Origin of the sequence: Asticcacaulis sp. EMRT-3 (assembly GCF_030027245.1) — a bacterium.
Lineage (GTDB): Bacteria > Pseudomonadota > Alphaproteobacteria > Caulobacterales > Caulobacteraceae > Asticcacaulis.
Genome location: NZ_JASERT010000002.1, coordinates 141,880 through 157,067, shown reverse-complemented (window position 1 = coordinate 157,067; position 15,188 = coordinate 141,880). Strand labels below are relative to the sequence as shown.

The 15,188-nt window shown below is 60.9% G+C and carries 14 protein-coding genes; 3 read left to right on the top strand and 11 right to left on the bottom strand.

Translation table 11 applies throughout. From position 1 onward, the window contains the following. Nucleotides 1-3: 3 nt before the first annotated feature. Both QB905_RS14020 and QB905_RS14015 read right to left on the bottom strand, forming a co-directional pair. Nucleotides 4-684: a Fe2+-dependent dioxygenase gene (locus QB905_RS14020; RefSeq protein WP_282975755.1), complete on the bottom strand. Its 681-nt coding sequence runs from the start codon at nt 682-684 to the stop codon at nt 4-6. A 204-nt stretch (nt 685-888) separates the two neighbouring features. After that, nucleotides 889-3,147: a catecholate siderophore receptor Fiu gene (locus QB905_RS14015; protein ID WP_282975754.1), complete on the bottom strand. Its 2,259-nt coding sequence runs from the start codon at nt 3,145-3,147 to the stop codon at nt 889-891. Between QB905_RS14015 and QB905_RS14010 the strand changes: the two genes are divergently transcribed. After that, nucleotides 3,146-3,352 (top strand): hypothetical protein, encoded by a 207-nt coding sequence (locus QB905_RS14010; protein ID WP_282975753.1) that lies wholly within the window; start codon nt 3,146-3,148, stop codon nt 3,350-3,352. The two genes, QB905_RS14015 and QB905_RS14010, sit on opposite strands and share 2 nt — an antisense overlap. Here the strand turns inward: QB905_RS14010 and QB905_RS14005 are convergent. Next, the gene (locus QB905_RS14005) at nt 3,324-4,166 is read right to left on the bottom strand and encodes a 2-keto-4-pentenoate hydratase (RefSeq protein ID WP_282975752.1); all 843 of its coding nucleotides are present in this window, start codon (nt 4,164-4,166) and stop codon (nt 3,324-3,326) included. The genes QB905_RS14010 and QB905_RS14005 overlap by 29 nt on opposite strands. A 179-nt stretch (nt 4,167-4,345) precedes the next feature. Between QB905_RS14005 and QB905_RS14000 the strand changes: the two genes are divergently transcribed. After that, a complete protein-coding gene (locus QB905_RS14000; RefSeq protein ID WP_282975751.1) occupies nt 4,346-5,623 on the top strand; it encodes an SGNH/GDSL hydrolase family protein in 1,278 nt (425 codons plus the stop codon). A gap of 36 nt (nt 5,624-5,659) precedes the next feature. On the opposite strand, the gene QB905_RS13995 is transcribed toward QB905_RS14000, so the two are convergent. The 5 genes from QB905_RS13995 to QB905_RS13975 form a co-directional block, all read right to left on the bottom strand. After that, nucleotides 5,660-6,043, bottom strand: coding sequence for a type II toxin-antitoxin system VapC family toxin (locus tag QB905_RS13995; protein ID WP_282975750.1), 384 nt, complete (start codon nt 6,041-6,043; stop codon nt 5,660-5,662). Further along, on the bottom strand, nt 6,040-6,312 hold the full coding sequence (locus QB905_RS13990; protein ID WP_282975749.1) for a type II toxin-antitoxin system Phd/YefM family antitoxin: 273 nt from the start codon (nt 6,310-6,312) through the stop codon (nt 6,040-6,042). Before QB905_RS13990 ends, QB905_RS13995 begins: the two co-directional genes overlap by 4 nt. A gap of 61 nt (nt 6,313-6,373) precedes the next feature. Then, nucleotides 6,374-7,186 carry an SGNH/GDSL hydrolase family protein gene (locus QB905_RS13985; RefSeq protein WP_282975748.1) on the bottom strand — a complete coding sequence of 271 codons (813 nt, stop codon included), beginning with the start codon at nt 7,184-7,186 and terminating at the stop codon, nt 6,374-6,376. A gap of 3 nt (nt 7,187-7,189) precedes the next feature. Then, nucleotides 7,190-8,173, bottom strand: a complete 984-nt coding sequence (locus tag QB905_RS13980; protein ID WP_282975747.1) for an alpha/beta hydrolase — start codon at nt 8,171-8,173, stop codon at nt 7,190-7,192. Between the two features lie 196 nt (nt 8,174-8,369). Beyond that, entirely contained in the window at nt 8,370-9,647 is a 1,278-nt protein-coding gene (locus tag QB905_RS13975; RefSeq protein WP_282975746.1) for a rhamnogalacturonan acetylesterase, read from the bottom strand. A gap of 88 nt (nt 9,648-9,735) precedes the next feature. Between QB905_RS13975 and QB905_RS13970 the strand changes: the two genes are divergently transcribed. After that, entirely contained in the window at nt 9,736-11,301 is a 1,566-nt protein-coding gene (locus QB905_RS13970; RefSeq protein WP_282975745.1) for an alpha-L-fucosidase, read from the top strand. A gap of 187 nt (nt 11,302-11,488) precedes the next feature. On the opposite strand, the gene QB905_RS13965 is transcribed toward QB905_RS13970, so the two are convergent. The 3 genes from QB905_RS13965 to QB905_RS13955 are packed head-to-tail and all read right to left on the bottom strand — an operon-like array spanning nt 11,489 to nt 15,095. Then, nucleotides 11,489-13,069 (bottom strand): rhamnogalacturonidase, encoded by a 1,581-nt coding sequence (locus QB905_RS13965; protein WP_282975744.1) that lies wholly within the window; start codon nt 13,067-13,069, stop codon nt 11,489-11,491. Between the two features lie 18 nt (nt 13,070-13,087). Then, nucleotides 13,088-14,140 (bottom strand): L-rhamnose/proton symporter RhaT, encoded by a 1,053-nt coding sequence (gene rhaT, locus QB905_RS13960; RefSeq protein ID WP_282975743.1) that lies wholly within the window; start codon nt 14,138-14,140, stop codon nt 13,088-13,090. A 55-nt stretch (nt 14,141-14,195) separates the two neighbouring features. Further along, nucleotides 14,196-15,095, bottom strand: coding sequence for an amidohydrolase family protein (locus tag QB905_RS13955; protein ID WP_282975742.1), 900 nt, complete (start codon nt 15,093-15,095; stop codon nt 14,196-14,198). Between the last annotated feature and the right edge of the window lie 93 nt (nt 15,096-15,188).

The following is a 15,188-nucleotide window of genomic DNA, read 5'->3' as shown; positions in this document are numbered from 1 at the left end:
GGTTCAGCTTTCCGCCCATAGCCTGAGCAGATTATGGTAATGGCCGGTCAGGGCGACAACCTCTACGCTGTCGCCCTGCTGGCTGCGCAGGCGTGTGAGGGTGGCGTCGAGTTCGAACAGCATCCGCCTCTGTTCATCGCTGCGCACCAGACTTTGCAGCCAGAAAAAAGAGCAGATGCGCGCACCCCGCGTCACCGGCTGGACGCGGTGCAGGCTGGAAGACGGATAGAGGATCAGGTCACCGGCGGGCAGCTTGACCTCATGCGCGCCATAGGTATCGAACACCTCCAGCTCGCCGCCGTCATAATCATCGGGCTCGCTTAAGAACAGCGTGCACGACAGATCGGTGCGCAGATGACCCTGACCATCGGGCAGGGGGCGCATCGCCCCGTCAATATGCAGGCCATAGGTTTCGCCCGCCTCATAGATATTGAACAGGGGCGGCACGATGCGTTTCGGCAGGGCGGCGGCGAAAAACAAGGGGCTGTGCTTCAGCGCCGCCAGAACCTTTTCGCCCAGTTCACGCCCGGTTTCGGAATGCTCGCCGAGTTGCCGGTTATGCTTGACGCGCGCCCCCTGATCGCCAACCGTGGCGCGGCCATCGACCCAGTCGGCGGCCGTCAGGGCCTGCCGCATCTTGCTTACCTGTTCGGCGTTCAGCACGTGGGGGACGTGGAGCATCATGATGGTTTTTCCGCTGGCAGGATTTATGTGAAATCGCTTTCCTTCCCCTCTCCCCTTAATAAGGGGAGAGGACGGGAGCCTGAGCAAGGCGAAGGCGACCGGGTGAGGGGCGTTCTTTGTGTAGCTGCCAAGCCCCTCATCCGGCCTTCACTTTGTTCAGGCCACCTTCTCCCCTTTTAAGACAAGGGGAGAAGGGAAGGCTCTCTAATATTTGAAATTAACGGTCAGGCGCACGGTGCGCGGCGTGCCCGGCGTATAGCGATAGCCGCTCTTATTGATGGCCGCCACATAGTCGGTGTCGAACAGATTATAGACATTCAGTTGCAGCTCGACATGCGGGGTCAGCGGATAGGTGGCCAGACCATTGACCACCGCATAGGCCTTGGTGAAGCTGGGCGTGCCGATGGCGCCGTCCGAGCCGCGCTTCATCTGGCCGTTATAGTTGACGCCGCCGCCCAGCGTCAGCCCGCCCAGCGGCAGGTTATCGGCCAGCCGGTAGGTGGTCCATAGCGTCAGGGAATCGGTCGGATTATAGGCCAGTTGATCGGAGCCATCGGCGGTGACGGCCACCTGCTTTTTCACCTCGGTGTGCATGGTGGTGTAACCGGCAGTGATGGTCCAGTCGGGCGTGATCTGGCCGTTCAGCCCCAGTTCGATGCCCTGCACGCTCTTTTCGCCGGTGCGATACAGCGTGCCATCGGGATCCTGCGTGATCTGGTCGGAATACTGGGTGCGATAGACCGCACCGGTCAGGGCCAACTGGCCGTGGGCGAAGTTCCACTTGCTGCCCGCCTCCCAGGTCTTGGCAAGCTGTGGCTTGACATCGGGATTGGTATCCTTGGCCGTGCTGGTCAGGGTGAAGTTGGCCCCACCCGGAGGCTGGGCGGTGACGGCGTAGGAGGCATAGATGCTGCCATTGCGGGCGGGTTTATAGACGAGGCCCAGACGCCCGCTCCACAGGTCGCCGTCAACGGACAGCGGCGTATTGACGCCATTGGCGTCATAGGAATCAAAGCGCGTCTTATAGTGATCATAGCGCAGGCCGCCATTCAGTTGCCAGGCGTCGCTGAATTTCACCGCGTCATTGGCGTACAGCCCCACCGTATCGGTGCGGCCATAGGTATAGGCCCCGGTCAGGAAACGGCTGTACCCGCTGACATTCGGATCGGGCGCATAGATGCTGACCGCCGGATAGGCACCCGATGCGGCAGTATTGTCATAAAGGCGATTGGTCTGCTCTTCGCGCTCCAGCTCAAGCCCGGTATCGAAGCTGTTTTGCAGACCGCCCAGTTTGAAATGGCCTTGCAGGTGGGTCTGGTTGGTCAGGGCCTTATTGGTGATGTTCTTGTTATTGACCAGACGGGTCAGGGTCCAGGTGGACGGATCGGACGGATCGGGGGTCAAAAGAGGCCGCGTGCTGTCCTTGGCCAGGTTCGTGCCCTGTCCCATGATCGAGGTGAGCTGGTAATTCTGGTCGGTCTGGCTCCAGCGCGTGATATTGCTGAGGCGCAGGCCGTGGCCGAGATCATGTTCGAAAATGGCGGTGAAGGCGTCGGTCGTGTCGTTGTCGTGATCGTCCTTCGTGCCGTAGAAATTGCGCGGATCGGCGCGGGCGGCGTCATTGAGAAAGTCGCGGTAGCCGGCGCGTGTGATGTCGTCGGGCGCGCTGTAGCCGGGTAGGCCGATGGTAGAAACGCCGCCGTCGGGGATATTGTTCTGCTCGACATGCAGATAGTCGAGATAAAGCCGGGTGGGGGTATTGAGGCCAAAGCCGAGCGATGGCGCTATGCCCCAGCGCTTGTTTTTGATGATGTCGCGGCCCGCCACACCGGCGTCCTGATCCATCAGATTGAGGCGGAAAGCGCGCGTGTCGCCGATCTGCCAGTTGAGGTCGGCGGTGGCGCGGCCAAAATCGCCGCCGCCTGCTGCGACCGATCCGTTGTAAAAATTGCCAAGCAGGGGACGTTTGGTCGAAAGATCAATCGCGCCGGTGGCCGCGCCGCGCCCGACATCGGTGCCCGCCCCGCCTTTCAGCACCTCGACCTGTTCGATATTGAACATGTCGCGCGAGACGGTGGCCACGTCGCGCACGCCATCGACAAAAATGCTGCCCGACACATCGGAGCCGCGCATATAGATGGCGTCGCCCGTCGAGGTGCTGCCGTTTTCGCCAAGATAAAAGGTGCCGACACCGGGAGAATTGCGCAGGGCTTCGGTCAGGGTGGTGGCGCCCTGCTGTTCGATGACATCGCTTTTGATGACCTCGATGGTCTGCGGCGTATCGACCAGCGGGGCCACGCGCTTGGTGGGCAGGACGCGCTCGCCCTTGACCGTCACCTCGGTGGGGCGGTCGCGGCTGTCGGCGCTGTCGGCATGGGCCAGTGCGGGCGCGAAGGCCAGGGCGGCAAAGGCGGCGGCATAGGCGTGGGCCTTGTGCTTGCGGCTACGGATGGAGGAGGTCATGGGAGGAGGTACTTTCCGTCTTGTGGTCGGCGATGGGCTCCTTGTAATTGATAATCATTCGCATTTGCAAGTGCTGAATGTGTTTTTTTATCGTCTATCCAATGTCAGGACAAAAAAAGAGGCGCTGTCGGTCAGACAGCGCCTGCCACCGGGCGAGATTATTTTAGAGCCGCGCTTTACGCCAGCACGGCATGACCGGCAGTAAGCGCCGTGGTATGCAGGGACAGGACAATATCGCTCTGGCCGGGGACATGGAAACGAACGCTTGAGGCCTGTCCGGCCACGATGTCGTGAATACCGGTCGTGGCGCCCGAAGTGATCAGTTGCCCCTTTGTCAGCGGGCGGCCACGCTGCGCCAGATGTCCGGCCAGCCAGCCTATGGCTTTCAGCGGCCCGCCCGGCATGGTGAAAAGCCCGCCTTCGCCGACCACCTGGCCGTCCATTTCGGTGACGGCGCGCCACGCGGTCAGGGCTTCGGGCTGAAAATCCGCTACCGGCATGTCAGGGGTGAGGGTTATGAGCTGCGGCCCCAGAATCAGGCCGAAATTATTGCCGAAATCCGAGGCCACGACCGTCGGGCCTAGCGCATTGATGGTGGCCAGCGGCGATCCGGCCATCTCGATCCCGGCGAACATGCCATCGACCAGCGCCAGAGCTTCGGCTTCGCTATAATCGGTTTTGGCCGGATCGGCATTCTTGCCGATACGAAAAACGAACTCGGCCTCGACCGCCGCAAAACCGCCGGAAAACACCGAAATCTCGACCGTTTCACCCGTGTAAGGCTTGAAAAGCGTATCAAAAACCGGCCCGGCCAGACGTTCGGTGGCGTGTTCGGCCTGTTTTTCGGGTGCCAGACGGCCGATCTTCCAGCCGATCACCGGGCGGTTCCACAGGCCGATGGCGCGTTCCTGAAGGGCGTAGGACTCGCTTAAATTCGCCGGCACATCACCGGGATAGGCGGGCAGGGCGCGGGCGGCGCGGCGGGCTTCGATGAAGCGGTCGGCGATGGAATCGGTCATGATGATCCTTGTGAGCTTTGCCGCTTTCAGGGAGGGCTTTATATGGGGCTATGTAAAAGAAACCGGTGTCATTGACAAGGCGAGCGGCTGGATTTTTACATCCTTCCGCTCTGCCGTCTTGCTGCGAAGAGGGGAACCCCCTATAGGTTTTCGTATAAAAACAGCCGGAGGCCACAGGCATGAAACCGACCACGAAGCTCAAAAAAACGCATGTTTTTCAAGGTCTGGTTATCCAGGGTCTGGCCCTGAGCCTCATGATGCTGGGCCTGCCCGCAGCCGCCTTAGCGGCGCAGTCTGCGATCTGGGTGCCGAGCTGGTATGCCGCCCCCGCCCCGTCGGGCGGCAAGGCCGATACGCCTGCAATTGCCGATATGACCTTACGCGACATCGTTCATATCAGCGCGGGCGGCGACCATGTGCGCATCCGCCTCAGCAATGCCTATGGCAAGGCACCGCTCACTATCGACGCCGCCGCCCTTGCACGGCGGGCTTCCGGCAGCGCGATTGTGGCGGGCAGTTCGCGCCGCCTGACCTTTGGCGGCAAGCCTGCCATCACCATTCCCGTCGGGGCCTGGGTGCTGTCCGATCCGGTGGCGCTTCATGTGGCGCAAGGCAGCGATCTGGCGGTTGACGTGCATGTGGCCGAGGCCGAACCTGACACGGTTCACGTCATCCAGCGCGATGCGGTTTACGCGGCCAGGGGCAATGTGGTGGGGGCTGAAACCCTGACCACGGTGGCGGCGCCCGCCAATGGCCTGTGGCTGTGGCTGACCGAGGTCGAGGTGTCGGGCAGTCCCGCCAAAAGCGCCGCCAAAAGCGCAATCGTCGCCTTTGGCGATTCGATCACCGATGGCTACCACCAGAAGCCGGACGCCAATACGGCCTGGCCCGACGTGCTGGCGCAAAGGCTGGCGGCAGCGGGTACGCCGATGGGTGTTATCAATGCCGGGATAGCTGGCAACCGGCTGCTGCACGATGGCCAGTGGCCGCCCTTTGGCGCGGCGGGCCTGGCGCGCTTCGACCGCGATGTGCTGGCCCAGCCCAATATTTCGAGCGTGATCGTGCTGATCGGCATCAATGATATTGGCCAGGTGATGCAAGGGGTTTCTGATCCCGAATACGAATCGGCGGACGCTATCGAGGCGGGCCTGACGCAACTGGCCCTGCGCGCCCATGAGCGCGGGCTGAAGATCTACGCCGCCACCCTGACGCCGTTTAAGAATACGACGATCAAGAACTATTATACCGACGACAAGGAAGCCATCCGCGTGGCGGTCAATAACTGGATTCGCACGCAAAAGGTTTTTGACGGCGTCACCGATTTCGACAAGGCGGTCGAAGACCCGGCCCATCCCGGCCAGATGTTGCCCGTATTCGATTCCGGCGATCACCTGCATCCCGGTGCGGCGGGCGAGGCGGCGATGGCCGCTGCCATACCGCTGGCGGAATTACGCTGAAGGGAGTCCTCTCGCTTTGAGGTAATGAAAAGCGCTCTAAGTACAGGCGATGCAGATGACATCGTAAAGCGGAACGTTGGCGTCCTGTGACATGATGACGGCATTTTCTGCCATAGCCTGTGCGATCAGCAAATGGTCGAACGGATCACGGTGATGGTGCGGTAACCGGCTTAAAACCGCGAGATGCACGTCTTCGACACCGAGGCGCTGAAAACCTTGATCGGGCAGTACGGCGACAATCTCCTCCAGACTGGCCTCCAGCTTGCCCAGGCGCGCCTTGATGGTAATTTCCCATAGCGAGACGACGCTGACCAGGATCGCATTATCAGAATCGGCGATCAGGCCGCGCGCCGCTTCACCAAGTTCCGGCGCGTCAGCGAGCCACCAGAGCAGAACGTGGGTGTCGAGCAGCAGCCTCACACGCCCGATTCCATCGCCTTCATGATGTCGGTGGGCAGTTCGGCGTCGAAGTCATCGGCCAGTCTGATCTTGCCGCACAGGACGCCGGGTACACGCGCAATCACAGCGGCGGAAGGCGGGCGAATTTCCGCTACCGCCTTATGGTGTGAGGTCAGGACGAAGGATTGCCCCGCCTGCACCTCTTTCAGAAAGGCATTGAGATTGCCTCTGAACTCACGCACACCGACCTGCCGTGGAGTGGAGGGTTGCTTTTCAATCGCGTTCGGCATGGTGGCCTCCATAATAGCCGAAAAGTGTGTACACAAATTTACAGCCACCTGCAAGCCGTTTCTATCGCGCCTCCGGCCGGATATAGGCCACGATCGACGGATCGGCCTTGATCCACAGACTGGCCACCATGCGGGCGAAATAGGGCTGACCCTTCGGGCCCATATGGGTGTAGTCGAAGCCCTGCACATGGCCCTGACCCTGTGAGGCGTCGGTGAAGATGGCGGGCACCGAGGTGCCTGAGCCTTCGGTATCGAGCACATTTTGCGGGATCGGCTGACCGGCCAGGGTATTGGCCTCGGTGAGGCCCATCGCCTGCACCGCCTTCATGCTCTCGGCATTGAGATCGAGCAGCATGACATGATCGGTTTTGGCCACGGTGCGCGTGGCATTGGCCCAGGGCACCAGATCGGGCTGCAACTGGCCCTTGATGAATTTGCGCTGGGTGATCGGGGTGATCAGCACCGGAATCGCTCCGGCCTTTTTCACGTCGCGCTCATAATTGCGCATATTGACCGGAAATTCCGTCTCGATATTGGTGTGACGTTCGGGCTTGGGTGAGCCGTCATTATGGCCGAACTGGATCAGCACATAGGTTTTGGCGAAGGTCTGGCCATCCGGGGCCTTCGTGTCGGCCAGTTGCGCCATGATCTTGTCCCACAGGCCCTCGACGCGGTAGCTCTTTGATGAGCGCCCGCCGCGTGCGGCATTGATGCAGGTGACCTGTTCGGTGAGATCCTTGCACAATTCACCGCCATAGCCGCTCATATTGGTCATGGTCGAATCGCCGACCAGAATGACGCGGATCGGCGGCGGGGTTTGGGCGAGGGCGGGTGTGGCGACCAGCAGGGCGGCAGCGATCAGCAGATGTTTCATGGTTTAAGCCTTGACCGGATCGAGGCCGTGGCGCTGCATGAAGGCCAGCGCCTGCGGGCCCCAGGGCAGGAGCTGACCATCCTTGCCGCGCAAGGGGAAGCCGTGGGTGTGGCCCTCATAGAGATGCAGCTCTGACGGCACCTTCTGCGCATTGAGCGCATCGAACATCAGCATGGCGTTCTGGTGCGGCACAACCGGATCATTGGTGGTGGCGCAGACAAAGGTGGGCGGCGCATCGGCGGGGACATGCAGCTCAATCGAGGCGGCCTCACGCGCCGCTTCGGTCGGGTTGGGGCCAAGGGCTGCGTGCATCGATTGCTGGTGGGCATAGGGCTGCATCATGGTGACGACCGGATAGCACATCGAGGCGGTCATCGGCTTGGCATCGATCTGGTCGATGGCGTCAATCGGCTGATAGACGGGCTTGTTCCAGCGCGTCACCAGCAGGCCCGCCACATGGCCACCGGCTGAAAAGCCCATAATCGCCACGCGATTCGGATCGAAACCCAGCTCTGAACTGCGCGATTTGACGATGCGGATGGCGCGCTGCGCGTCCTGAAGCGCCACTTCGGCCCCCGCCGCCCACGGATCGCCGGGCAGGCGGTAGTCCATCGTGAAGACATGATAGCCGAGATCGGCCAGCCAGGCATCGATGTCGCCGCCCGCCTTGGACACCGCCACACGCACATAGCCGCCACCCGGCATCAGCAGCACCGCGCCGCCGTTCGGTTTTTTCGGCTTGCGCAGCAAAAGCCACGGTTTGCGCACATGCAGATAGGCCGTGTCATTCGGATCACCGCCCGGATGGCGCAGGATGACCTGCTCCGGCGTGGTGACCTTCTCGCCACCCGGCGGATCGTTCGGCCAGATGTCCTGTATCGACAGGTCGGAGCCATCGCCATGTTCAGCGGCACGCGCGGCCAGAGGCAACAGGGCGGACGCGCTTAAGGCGGCGCTTAAGGTCAGAAACGTGCGGCGATCAACCATTGATAAGTCTCCTTTATTTTTTTCCCCTCTCCCCATGACAATGGGGAGAGGACGAGGAGCAAGGCGAAGCCGCTGATCCTCGGGTGAGGGGAAGGCAACGGGTGAGCGCAGTCGGCGGTCAGCCCCTCACCCGATCGCCTTCGCTGCGCTTAGGCTCTCGTCCTCTCCCCTCCATGAGGGGAGAGGGGGTAGAAATTTAACTGCCGAACGGCTTGACGGCGGTGAAGACCGCGCTGGGCGGCACATGAAAATCGGCTTCGGCGTCAGGATGGGCCGGATCAAAAGCGGGCACATTGTCCTTAACTTGCTGCGCGATGGCCAGATGATCGTCGCGCAAGCCCTGCACGATGATCTTGGCCAGTTCGTAAGCGCCATAGGGGCTCTGGTGGGTGGCGTCGCGCTGCGTGCCGTCGGCATTGTGCTCGAACAGCGCCAGCGAGCCCTGCTCGCCCAGCGTCTCATAAAGCGTCTTGCTTTGCGCATTGAGGTCGATCAGGGCCGCGCCGGTTTCCGCAGCGGCTTCACGCGCTAGCTGAGGATATTCCTCTAAGCTGTTGTAAACCTTACCATCCTTGAAAGTGTGTCGGTTCATGGAGGTGACGATCACCGCCGTCGCGCCCTTGGCCTGCACGGCCCTGACCCAGGCGATCAGACCGGCCTTATATTTGGCAGGGGCGTCGGGATCGCGCTTTTTTTCCTTCATGTCATTGTGGCCGAACTGGGTGATGAACACATCGCCCGGCTTGATCTCCGACAGGATCTTGGCGAAGCGGTAGCGGTTGTTGGAATCGCTGACCGTCTCGCCCGACTCGGCGTGGTTGGCGATGGCAATGGTGGGTTTGAAGAAGCGCGGCAGCATCTGCCCCCACGCCGCCCACGGCTCGCCCATCTGGTCGCACACGGTCGAATCGCCAAGCAGATAGATGGTCGGCACATCGGCGGGCACCACGTCGATGGAACGGATTTCAGGATTATCGCCGTCGAATTCGAGCGTGATGCGGCTGTCCCAGTCGCGCGCCTCATCCACCGATTCCCGCGGCGCTTTCAGCCGCACCTGACCGCCGGTGACGAGATTGGGCGTGCGCACATTGACAATGAAGGTTTTCGTCACATCGCCACCGGCGGGCGTGGCGACGGTTTCCAGCATCAGGCGGCGCAGTTCGGCCTTGACCGTGGTGGTGGTGGCCTGATCGCCGCCCAGGGTGACGGTGACCTTGTAATTGCCTTCGGGCGCATCAAAGCTGAAGAAGAAGGGTTTACCGCCCGCGCTGCTGGCCGACAGGACGGGCGCATCGCCTTCAAAACCAAAGCCCGTGCCGATGCCATAGGGGGCAGGGGCGTTGACCGCCGTGTCGTCCTGAGAGGGCCTGGCGGCGCTGCCGAAGACGAAATGGCGGTGCCATGAGCTTTGCGCCGAGGCAGGGGTGGCGATGAGCAGGGCCGAGGCGGACAGCAACAGAAGGGATCTAAACATGAGGGTATCCGACCTGTGATTGATTATGTGTTTACGTGATTGTTTATGATTGATAATACAATTTGGCAAGAGATAAAGGGAGCCGGACATGCGGAAAATGCAATATTATAGCACTGTGGCCGCCGTGCTGCTGCTGACCTCAGCCGCTCATGCCGCCACCGTTCTGCCCAAGCCCGATCCGATGGGCGTGCCCGCCTCAAACCTTTATGATTATGGCGTCATGGGGCCACCCGCCTCGCCGGAAATCGTCGAGCGCGCGCTTAAAGGCGTCGATAAGCCGCTGCCCGCCGGGCCTTATCAGCCGACATGGGCCTCGATTGCCGATCATTATACGCAAGCCCCCTGGTTTTCCGACGCCAAGTTCGGCATCTTCATCCACTGGGGTGTCTATTCGGCGGCGGCGCACGGCAATGAATGGTACGAAAAGCACATGTATGCCGGTGAGGGCGCGCGCTGGCACGAACAGCATTTCGGCCCGCAGGATAAGGTCGGCTACAAAGACCTGATCCCTTTGTTTACCGCCAAAAACTGGCATCCCGATCAGTGGGCGAAGCTGTTCAGGGCGGCGGGCGCGAAATACGTTATCCCGACCGCCGAACATCACGATAATTTCGCCCTGTGGGACTCAAAAGTGACGCCGTTCAACGCCGTTAAGATGGGGCCGCACCGCGACCTGATCGGCGATCTCGAAAAGGCCGTCCACGCGCAGGGCTTAAAGTTCGGCGTGTCCAATCATGGCATGGAGAATTTCACCTTCGTCAATCCCGACCCTGCTCTCGATGCGAAGCTTAAAAGCGAAAAGGCTGATCTCTATGATCCGAAATGGGCGGATTTTTATCATGTCGCCGACCGCTCCAATGCGGCCATGGCGGCCTTTCTGGCCGACTGGGTCAACCGCAATCTCGAACTGATCGACGACTACCACCCCGATATTCTGTGGTGGGACAATGGCGTTAACTTGCGCGTTCTCGATCCGCTGAAGAAATATGTCGCCGCCTATTATTATAATCGTGGCGTCGCATGGGGCCAGCCGGTCAGCCTGTCCACCAAATATATCGCGATGGCCCCGTCGAATGACGACACGCAGCAGATCGGCAGCCTGCTCGATTTCGAGAAGGTCGGCAAGCGTTCGCCCACGGGCATCCGCCGCCCGGAATGGCAGGTCGATGACACGATTGGCGACACCTCATGGGGCTATGTCGAGGGCTTAAAAATCCGTTCCGCCGCCACGATTATCCCGCTGCTGATCGACACAGTGGCCAAGGGCGGCAATTATGTGCTCAATATTTCGCCGCGCGCCGATGGCGTCATCCCCGATGATCAGCAGCAAACCCTGCTCGGTATCGGCAAATGGCTGTCGCGCAATGGCGAGGCCATCTACGCCACCCGCCCGTGGACGCAATTCGGTGAGGGGGACTGGCGCTTTACTCGCAAAGACAGCACGATCTACGCCATTGCCCTGACATGGCCAGACGCTGATCCGGTGATCAAGGCGCTGGGCACGCAGGTCGGGCAGGTGGCTTCGGTTGCGCTGATCGGCGGCGGCCCTGTCGCTTTCACGCAAAACGCCGATGGCCTGCACCTGACCTTGCCTGCGCAAAGGCCCGATGAGACGGCGTGGGCCTTCCGCGTGGTGATGCGCCAGGCGAGATGACCTTAATTGAAGTCGCTTAACTTCTCTTCTCCCCATGACAATGGGGAGAAGGTGGCCTGAACGCAGTGAAGGCCGGATGAGGGGCCTGAGGGGTATATCAAGAATGCCCCTCACCCGGTCGCCTTCGCCTCAAGGCTCGGCTCCCGTCCTCTCCCCACATGTGGGGAGAGGGGAAGGTAGATTGGGGCTAGATATCCACAGGTGTTGTCACGTCCATCTGCCGGTCGGTGATGGCGCGGCTGCCGAAGGTGCGAAAGCCCGTTACCCGGTCGAGATGGAAGGCGGGCGCACCCGTCGGCACTTTCAGAAAAGAGCCGTCAAAACCTTCGACATCCTGTAGCCAGAAGGCGGGGCGCGCATCGGCGGCCTTGACCGCGATCTCGACGTGGCTGAGATCAATATTGGCGGCGTGGCGGATGAAGAAGCCCGTGGCGGGCAGCGGGCCGAACATGCCGGGTTCGGGGTACTGGTCGGCCTTTTCCGGCGGATTAAGCGCCTTCATGGCCGCGTCACCGCCGCCCGCCTGCTCGAAATAGACATGGCTGATCTGAATATCACTGACCGGATGGCCGTCAATGCCCGCCAGAATGGACGGCAGGGGGGATGCGCCCGAACTGGTGATATTATTGATCAGCACACGCTTGATCGAGCCGATGGCCGCACCTTTCGGCCCGCGCATCCGGCGGCCCAGCCGCAGGAACAGCGGTGCCGAGGTAATGCCGCGCATGGTGATGTTGGTGATGGTGATGTCTTCTAGGATCGCACCATCCTCGCTTTCGAGCGCCAGCCCCTGACACTGATCGAAGACGCAGTTCGAGATGGTGATATTTTTGAAGCCGCCATTCGATTCCGTGCCGCACTTGATGCGGCCGGTCGTGTATCCCTGGCCGGGGCCGGTGGGACGGAAGGTGCCGTCCAGCACCGAGCCGACGACATAGCTGCCGCTGACGGCGCAGTCGGAAATGGTGACATTTTCAGTGACACGCGCATAGCCGAGCGCAAACGAGGATTTGGGCACGATGGCGTCATCATAGGGTGAATTGACGGTGCAGTTCGATACGCGCACATTCTTGCAACAGTCGATGTCGAAGCCGTCGCGGTTGGTATCGACGATCAGATTGTCGATGACCAGATTATCGACGCCGGTGGCCAAAAGGCCGAACCAGCCGCCTTGCAGGATCTTGAAATCGCGCAGTTCGACATTGAAACAGTTCTTGAAGGCGATGGATTTATTGCCGACGCCGGGCAGATCGGCGCGCGGCAGGTCTGGGTCAGGGTGGCCGCGGCTCAAGCCCTTGCCCCAGATCATGCCATCACCCAGAATGGCCATGTCGTGCTGGTTTTCGGCCCAGATCAGCGAATTATGCCAGTGATTATGGCCGTAATCCTGAAAGGCCTCATAGGCCGGGTCTTGTGGCTCGGCGGCGTCGTAACCGCCTGTCGTCGTGCCTTCCAGCGGCACCGAGGCCGCCAGCAGCACCGCGCCCTGATCAAGATAGAGGGTGACGTGGCTTTTCAGGCGGATCGAATAGCTGGCATAGGTGCCCGCCGGAAAGAAGACCGTGCCGCCGCCGCGTCTGGCCGCCTCGTCGATGGCGGTATTGATCGCGCCGGAATCCATATTGACGCCATCGCCCTTCGCACCGAAATCGCGGATATTGAACATGCCTGCGCTTAAAGGGGCGGCGAAGGCACGGCGGTTCATGAATGACGGCACGGCCAGAAGGCCCGCCCCGCCGCTCAGCAGCAGATGACGACGGTTGAACATGGCTAAAGCACTTTCCTCTTATTGCGACAGCATATTGCCGATACCGATAATGACGGTGGCGGCGATCAGCAGGCCGATGCCCGTCCAGACCATAGCGCGGGTTTTCAGCGACGTGCCCTGCCATTCCTTCAGCGCGAAACCCCACAGGGTCGAGAACAGGATGATCGAGCCCATGTGCAGGGTCCAGCTTGAAAAGCCGTACTTGCCCATCTGGCTTTCGCCCATCGTGTAGAAGAAAAACTGGAAATACCATAGCGTGCCGCCGAAAGCCGCCAGCAGGTAATTGGTCAGCATGGGCGGCTTTGAACCGTCCTGCGTCTTACCCACCCACTCACCGGCCGAACGGTTTTTGACGATCAGATAGCCGCTCCACACGAAATTGGTCAGAAAGCCGCCGATCAGCACCACGCACAGCACGGGCAGGCCTGTCCACAGCGGGCCGGTGCCCGCCTCGGCGCTCAAAACCTTGATCGGCGCCCCCGCATCAAGGCCAAAAGCGAAGCACGACGACATGACACCGCAGAACAGCGCGATCAGGATGCCGCGCGTCAGGTGAAATTCTTTCAGGCCCTCGCTCTTTTCCGGCGCTTCCTTTTCCTTGGCATGACCGGCCATCGCCACCACCACAATGGCCACCAGCACGATCAGGATGCCGAGCATGGTCACCTTGCCCGAAGGCGTGGCGATCAGCGCGCCCAGCGTGCCGTGGAAAAGCGGCGGCCCCACCGTGCCGATGGCCGTGGTCAGGCCCAGCGCCACCGCCATGCCGAGCGACAGGCCCAGGTAACGCATGGTCAGGCCGAAGGTTAAGCCGCCCGTGCCCCATAAAATGCCCCAGATCACGCACCACATCAGCACATGGCCGGGCGTGGCGGCCAGCACATTCAGCAGATCATGCGTCTGGATAGAAGCGAAAAGCCACGGCATGACCAGCCACGAAAAGACGCCGCCGGTCAGCCAGAAAATTTCCCATGACCAGTGGCGGATACGCTTATAGGGCACATAGAAGCTGGCGGATGACAGCCCGCCCAGCCAGTGAAACAGCACGCCTAAGAGTGGGTTGGGATTCATGGTCGTTTCGCCTGTTTATGATTATTTTTTGTTAAGTCTTATGGTCGGCAGATCGTCAGATACGGTAGATGCGGCTGGCATTGGCGGCGAACATCGCGTCGCGCTCGTCCTCGCTGAAGCTGGCGGTGATTTCATCATAAGCCTCAAGGGCTTGCGGGTAGGAGTTAAACAGCTTGTCGGTGGGAAAATCGCTGGCGAAGGCGCAGCGTTCCGGGCCGAACTGGTCGATGGTTTCCAGCACCAGCGGACGGATTGTGTCGGTCGTCCAGTTGCGGTCATAAAAGCCCATGCCGGAGATTTTCACCGAGACATGCGGCAGCGAAGCCAGAAGCTGCATCCCGCTTTTCCAGCGCGCCAGCCCTTCGGCACCCTCAGCCAGAATCGGCATACCCATATGGTTGATGATCACCGGCACGCCGGGAAAGCGGCTGGCCAGCCGATAGGCGTCGATCATCTGGTTCGGGTAGATTTGCAGATCGAATGACAGATTATATGTGCCGAGCAGGCCGTAGCCGTGCGCCAGGGCCTCGTCGTCGAACAGGTTTTGCGGCGTATAGGTGCGCGCCGGATCAGGGTGCCAGTTGAGGATGTGACGGATGCCGCGCACATTGCGGTTCTGCGTCTGGGCGGCCAGTTTCGCCTCGACATCGGGATCATTGAGCGCGGCGAAGGCGACGATGGCATGGGGAAAACCCTGCGCATAGGCCATGTTTTGCAGCCAGTGGGTTTCCTTCAGCGCATCCTCAGGATACGCGCCCGCATCGATATGGACGATTTTCTCGACATTGAAGCCCTGCGCATCGACGAAATACTGCGCCAGACCGTAATCATGGGCAATCGCCGCCACGCTGCCATTGGGGCCATCGGGCGAAAACGGCGGGGTCAGCCACGGATAGCGGATATTATTGAGCTTCCACAGATGGACGTGGGCATCGACAAAGCGCTTGATCGCCATAAGTTTTTCTCCCTTTTCTTATCCCTCTCCCTGCTTGCGGGGAGAGGACGGGAGCCCAAGCGAAGCGAGGGCGACCGGGTGAGGGGCGGGGTA

What these genes read in the sequence shown, in the direction of transcription:
- QB905_RS14020 (WP_282975755.1), bottom strand. Translation starts at nt 684, where the DNA reads ATGATGCTCCACGTCCCCCACGTGCTGAACGCCGAACAGGTAAGCAAG.
- QB905_RS14010 (WP_282975753.1), top strand. Translation starts at nt 3,146, where the DNA reads ATGGGAGGAGGTACTTTCCGTCTTGTGGTCGGCGATGGGCTCCTTGTA.
- QB905_RS14015 (WP_282975754.1), bottom strand. Translation starts at nt 3,147, where the DNA reads ATGACCTCCTCCATCCGTAGCCGCAAGCACAAGGCCCACGCCTATGCC.
- QB905_RS14005 (WP_282975752.1), bottom strand. Translation starts at nt 4,166, where the DNA reads ATGACCGATTCCATCGCCGACCGCTTCATCGAAGCCCGCCGCGCCGCC.
- QB905_RS14000 (WP_282975751.1), top strand. Translation starts at nt 4,346, where the DNA reads ATGAAACCGACCACGAAGCTCAAAAAAACGCATGTTTTTCAAGGTCTG.
- QB905_RS13990 (WP_282975749.1), bottom strand. Translation starts at nt 6,312, where the DNA reads ATGCCGAACGCGATTGAAAAGCAACCCTCCACTCCACGGCAGGTCGGT.
- QB905_RS13985 (WP_282975748.1), bottom strand. Translation starts at nt 7,186, where the DNA reads ATGAAACATCTGCTGATCGCTGCCGCCCTGCTGGTCGCCACACCCGCC.
- QB905_RS13980 (WP_282975747.1), bottom strand. Translation starts at nt 8,173, where the DNA reads ATGGTTGATCGCCGCACGTTTCTGACCTTAAGCGCCGCCTTAAGCGCG.
- QB905_RS13975 (WP_282975746.1), bottom strand. Translation starts at nt 9,647, where the DNA reads ATGTTTAGATCCCTTCTGTTGCTGTCCGCCTCGGCCCTGCTCATCGCC.
- QB905_RS13970 (WP_282975745.1), top strand. Translation starts at nt 9,736, where the DNA reads ATGCGGAAAATGCAATATTATAGCACTGTGGCCGCCGTGCTGCTGCTG.
- QB905_RS13965 (WP_282975744.1), bottom strand. Translation starts at nt 13,069, where the DNA reads ATGTTCAACCGTCGTCATCTGCTGCTGAGCGGCGGGGCGGGCCTTCTG.
- rhaT (WP_282975743.1), bottom strand. Translation starts at nt 14,140, where the DNA reads ATGAATCCCAACCCACTCTTAGGCGTGCTGTTTCACTGGCTGGGCGGG.
- QB905_RS13955 (WP_282975742.1), bottom strand. Translation starts at nt 15,095, where the DNA reads ATGGCGATCAAGCGCTTTGTCGATGCCCACGTCCATCTGTGGAAGCTC.